This window comes from Thalassovita litoralis (genome assembly GCF_900182725.1).
GTDB lineage: Bacteria > Pseudomonadota > Alphaproteobacteria > Rhodobacterales > Rhodobacteraceae > Thalassobius > Thalassobius litoralis.
Genome location: NZ_FXTO01000070.1, coordinates 1 through 2,541 on the forward strand (window position 1 = coordinate 1; position 2,541 = coordinate 2,541).

Here is a 2,541-nt window from a genome sequence, read left to right on the forward strand (position 1 = left end):
CCGTTTGTTGCTTTCACCATAAGTCCCTCATGGGTCATCTCTGCTCGTCCTCGCGCATAAAAAAACCGCCCATCGGGCGGCTGTGGTTGGTCTTTCGTTTGTGTGTGGTTACGCCATTTGCCCGAACCTCTCGGGCGGTGTGACGGTGATCTGACCACCCTCGCCGTCATCGACCTGATATGGGGCGCGGCTGTATACGCTGTCATAGAGCGCGGTGGCATCTGCATCCGCGAACAGATCGGCATAGAGCATGTCCTGTACACCGGGTCCGTATATCCGCTGCGCGAGGATCGTGACGCCGGGGGTTGCTGACCATTCCTCCGCCTGCGCCTCTGTCATGCGGATATAGACCAGCGCGGAGCTTCCAGATTGCACGGTGGGGGTGCGGGCAAAGCCAACAACAACGTGTGGCTCAACGAACCCGTTTTCATCCTGCGCTAGATGTTCAGGGGCGTTTTGCGCAAACCATGCGATGAGTGCAGGCAGGTCCGCGATATACAAGATAGCGTCGATTAGCTGTCTCATGCTGTGATCTCCCCCAAACGTGTGTCGCCGATATCAGTGACCCACCCGGACTCAACAGCGATGTGGCCGTTGAATGTCGGGGCAATTTGCATTGTGGTTGCTGACAGGTCAGGCAGTGCGGTCGGTGTCAGGTTGGCGGTAAGAACCGTTCCGTCGACCGCCCCGTTGATGAAAGTCGCGCCGTGACGACTGGCGATGCTGAACGGGACGAGTGTACCGGGAGAGTAGGCATCTACGGAAGACACAATAACCTCTGAACCTGCATCATGAATAAACTGCATCGTCCCAGAGAATCCACCGGCAGTATTTAAGCGCAATTCGATTTCGCTGGTGGGTGATTCTGTCCATCGGGCAAAGCTAACCTCCCTATAAGCGGCAGTGTCCGCATAGCTCATATCCCCCTGCACATGCCACGACAGGGCAGACGGCATGGAGGCAAACGGGAACTGCGCCGGGGTCCGGGTCAGCACATCGGCAGCGCGGGTGGCTGGTGATACGGTGGTGATGATCCGAGATGTTGGGATCAAGCCCGGCTCGTTATTGACCATCCGCACATCGCCAGAGATTGTGAGCGTCAACGATCCAGCCGACGGGGTGTATGTCAGGCTGACAAGATCGGCTACACCCGTGCCTGATAGTGATCCAGTCGCAGCGCCGGACAGCGTGATTGATCCGGTGCCGTAAAAAGACAGGGTGTATGGCTGCGCCGCGACGGTGACGGATTGCGTTGACGGTGCAAGCATATTTAGCACGTTGTTGGTCGAACTCTCCTCAATCAACAACCCACGCGCCCGCCCTGTTTCCGGATCGTAATCATAGCGCGGCTCATCGACAGCAGCGGTGCGCAGGGTGCCTGACGCGTCGACATACGTCGCAGTGCTGGCCCGCTCATAGGTGTGCAGGTCAGAGAATGTGACCGGAAGCATGGATGTGAAGCTAGTGACTTCGCGGACGGAGATGTTGTCGAACTCTGAATAGTTACCTACGCCAGCAGACTGCACACGAACAGAAACATAGACTACCCCTGTGATCGTAGAAGTCCAAGTTCCAGTGTATGATAATCCGCCGCCAATAACAGTCCCACCAAGAATTGTGCCGGACCCATCTGCGTTTCGCCCAATACTAATATTGCCAACAGACGTAGCAGCAGGCTGCTCACCGTAGAGAACATAAACTTTACCAGCAACTACAGAAATTGGTGCTGTAGCAGCGCCGTATCCAAAGTTGGTGTTCGTTACTCGCAGTCGGTTTGAAGACAGGCTAATGCTTGCGTTTGAGTTAGCCGTCCACCCCGACAGGTCAGTGTCAAACGTCCCATTCGTGACGAGTTCCGTTCCGAGAATAGGGCGTTTGGCGAAATACCGTTTCGTCTTGTGGTCAGCATACCACGCGGCGTCTTTGAAGGCTGGTGGGACTGTACTCGCCCGCTGTAGAGCGGCTGAGGTCAGGGAGAGGGATAGGGAGAGCATGATGTCACCACAGCGCAACAATGTCGGTAGCAGTAGTGCCTGTATCTAACACGCGCGAAGCACGAACAGGCAGGATCGACCCAGCGGCGACATTCCTGAATGTGACTGTGGTTCCACCAACACTGATCAGAGCCAGATCGCCAGTGGTGCCGATATAAAGAGCACGGCAGTAAATGCTCAGATCAGTGTCATCATCAGGGGTGACGCTAAAAAAATCACCGGCTGGGGACGATGAATCCGGGGTGTAGTGTGTGATGGGATCGGGCACGATGGTTCCTTTCAGAAGCTGTTGCGGATGGTCATTGGAGTGTCGAGGACGGTCTGTGTGTTGTCACCAAGTGTTACTCTCACCTGTAGCTGCCACGCGCCGGGATCGAGGCTCTCAGCATCGATGCGCACTTGACAGAGGCCATTCGGTGCGTCCGTCACCGTGACAGCCAGATCGACTGTGACCCCATCTGTTACGCGCTTTGCGGCGGCAGCGACTATGGCCCCGGTGATATCTTTGGCGGTGCCGTCCGATTTAGCGACAGGGACCTCGATATTG

At 56.2% G+C, this 2,541-nt stretch carries 4 protein-coding genes; all 4 read right to left on the minus strand.

The features are described 5' to 3' along the window. Positions 1–108 precede the first annotated feature (108 nt). Positions 109–525: a hypothetical protein gene (locus FN828_RS20300; protein WP_142495119.1), complete on the minus strand. Its 417-nt coding sequence runs from the start codon at positions 523–525 to the stop codon at positions 109–111. Beyond that, positions 522–1,994: an autotransporter outer membrane beta-barrel domain-containing protein gene (locus FN828_RS20305; protein WP_142495120.1), complete on the minus strand. Its 1,473-nt coding sequence runs from the start codon at positions 1,992–1,994 to the stop codon at positions 522–524. The genes FN828_RS20300 and FN828_RS20305 overlap by 4 nt, the downstream gene beginning before the upstream one ends. 4 nt (positions 1,995–1,998) lie before the next feature. Continuing rightward, on the minus strand, positions 1,999–2,262 hold the full coding sequence (locus FN828_RS20310) for a spike base protein, RCAP_Rcc01079 family (RefSeq protein WP_142495121.1): 264 nt from the start codon (positions 2,260–2,262) through the stop codon (positions 1,999–2,001). A gap of 11 nt (positions 2,263–2,273) precedes the next feature. Continuing rightward, positions 2,274–2,541 (minus strand): hypothetical protein (locus tag FN828_RS20715; protein ID WP_185959111.1); only part of this gene is annotated, 268 nt, incomplete at its 5' end.

Bases quoted from the DNA above. Each gene is read 5' to 3' on its own strand.
- FN828_RS20300 (WP_142495119.1), bottom strand. From the start codon at position 525: ATGAGACAGCTAATCGACGCTATCTTGTATATCGCGGACCTGCCTGCA.
- FN828_RS20305 (WP_142495120.1), bottom strand. From the start codon at position 1,994: ATGCTCTCCCTATCCCTCTCCCTGACCTCAGCCGCTCTACAGCGGGCG.